The organism is Cellulomonas septica, from assembly GCF_012396155.1.
In the GTDB taxonomy this organism is placed as follows: domain Bacteria; phylum Actinomycetota; class Actinomycetes; order Actinomycetales; family Cellulomonadaceae; genus Cellulomonas; species Cellulomonas septica.
Window position 1 is genome coordinate 1 of sequence record NZ_JAAXOY010000673.1, and the last position, 1,922, is coordinate 1,922.

At 75.0% G+C, this 1,922-nt stretch carries 2 protein-coding genes; one reads left to right on the forward strand and one right to left on the reverse strand.

Features of this window, described 5'->3' with window-relative positions; genetic code table 11:
* Nucleotides 1-828: ABC transporter permease (locus HGA02_RS17955; protein WP_343035588.1), on the forward strand; the 828-nt coding region annotated here is incomplete at its 5' end.
* A 169-nt stretch (nucleotides 829-997) separates the two neighbouring features.
* On the opposite strand, the gene HGA02_RS17960 is transcribed toward HGA02_RS17955, so the two are convergent.
* A partial coding sequence (locus HGA02_RS17960; RefSeq protein WP_168680625.1) for a DUF3418 domain-containing protein occupies nucleotides 998-1,922 on the reverse strand: 925 nt, incomplete at its 5' end.

The window sequence follows — 1,922 nt, forward strand, 5'->3', positions numbered from 1 at the left end:
CGGCCCGCACCCTCGGGAGACCCGATGACCGCCCTGCTCGCCCCCGCGCCCACGGCGGCGGCCCGTCCCGGCGCGGGGCAGACCGTCCGCGACACGACGGCCCTCATCGGCCGCACGCTGCGCCGCACGACCCGGCAGCTCGACACGCTGCTGCTGTCCGTGATGCTGCCCGTGATGCTCCTGCTGATGTTCACGTTCGTGTTCGGCGGGGCGATCGACCCGACCGGGCGCTACGTCGACTTCGTCGTGCCGGGCATCATCCTGCTGACCGCGGGCTACGGCGCCGCGAACACCGCGGTCGACATGGCGTCCGACATGACGAACGGCATCATCGACCGCTTCCGGTCCATGCCGATCCGGGCGACGGGCGTCGTGACCGGGCACGTCGTCGCCAGCATGGTGCGCAACGCCGTCTCGACAGCGCTCGTGATCGGCGCCGCGTTCCTCGTCGGGTTCAGCCCCGACGCGACGCTGCTCGAGTGGCTCGGTGCGCTCGGGATGGTCGCGCTGTTCGTCCTCGCGCTGACGTGGGTCGGCGTCGCGGTCGGCATCGTGTCGTCCGGGCCGGAGGCGGCCAGCGGCTTCACGTTCTTCATCCTGTTCCTGCCGTACGTGTCGAGCGCGTTCGTGCCGCCGGAGTCGATGCCGTCGGTGCTCGAGGCGATCGCCGCGTGGAACCCGGTGACGCCGGTGACGGACACGATGCGCGGCCTGCTGCTGGGGCTGCCGCTGGAGACGTCGACGTGGGTGTCGGCGGTCGCGTGGTGCGTCGGCATCTTCCTCGTCGCGCGGACCGCGGCCGGCCTCCTCTTCGCCCGCCGCCGCTGACGCGGGGGGCGTGGTCCGCTTCCCGGCCTCGAACGCAGCATTGCGTGCGCACACGAGCCTCGTGACGCACGCAATGTTGCGTTCGGGCGTTCGGGCGTTCGGGCGTTCGGGCGTTCGGGCGGCAGGGCGACGTGGGTCGGGCTGGTCGGCGTCGGGCACCGACGGGCCGTCAGAGGGCGGCGAGGGCCTTGCGGATGCGGGTCGGGGAGACCGGGACCGGCGTGCCGAGCTGCTGCGCGAACAGGCTGACGCGGAGCTCCTGGAGGAGCCAGCGGACCTCGTCGAGCGCGGCGTCCCGGGCCGCGTCCGGCGACCCGGCCCGCGCCTTCGTCACCGCCGCGTCGTACAGGTCCTCGACGTCGTGCACCTGCCACGCGAGGTCGCCGTCGCGCTGCGGGTTGTCGCCGGCCTTCGCGAGCCGGTGCCGGGCGCCGCGCAGGTAGCGGGTCAGCTGCGGCAGCCGGGCCGCGCCGACCTCGGACACGAACCCGTCGTGCACCAGGTCGGCCGACTGCTCGCGCACGTCCTGCACCGTCGCGAGCAGCGCGAGGCTCGCCGACGCGCGCAGGTCGCCCTCGAGCTCGCGCCACGCGCCGAGCACGGCGACCAGGTCGGTGACGACCGCGTGCACGGCGTCCTCCAGACGGTCGCGGACGGCGGTCCGCAGGGCGGCGTAGGCGTCGGCGTCGCGCACGTCGGCGGGCGTGCGGTCGCCCAGGTGCGACGTCACGAGCCGGTCGATCGCCGCGAGCTGCACGTCGGTGACCAGCGCGTCCGTGCTCGGGTACGGGCTCGCGGCGAGCGTGAGCGCCTGCGTGCCGGTCCAGCGTGACGTGATCCGGCCCGGAGCGAGGCCGACGTCGAGCAGCAGCAGCCGGCGCAGGCCGCGGCGGGCCGTCGACGGGACGGCGGCCGCGTCGGCGAGCGTCCGCACGGCGACCGACGTCGTCTCGTCGACGAGCACGGGGAACGCCCGCACGGTGACCCCGGCCGCCGACGCCTCCAGGACCTCGGGCAGTCGCCCGCCCGGCAGGTCGTCGGGCCACGTGCGCAGACCGGACCGCTCGAGCGACACGGGTGCGGCAGCGGGCGCC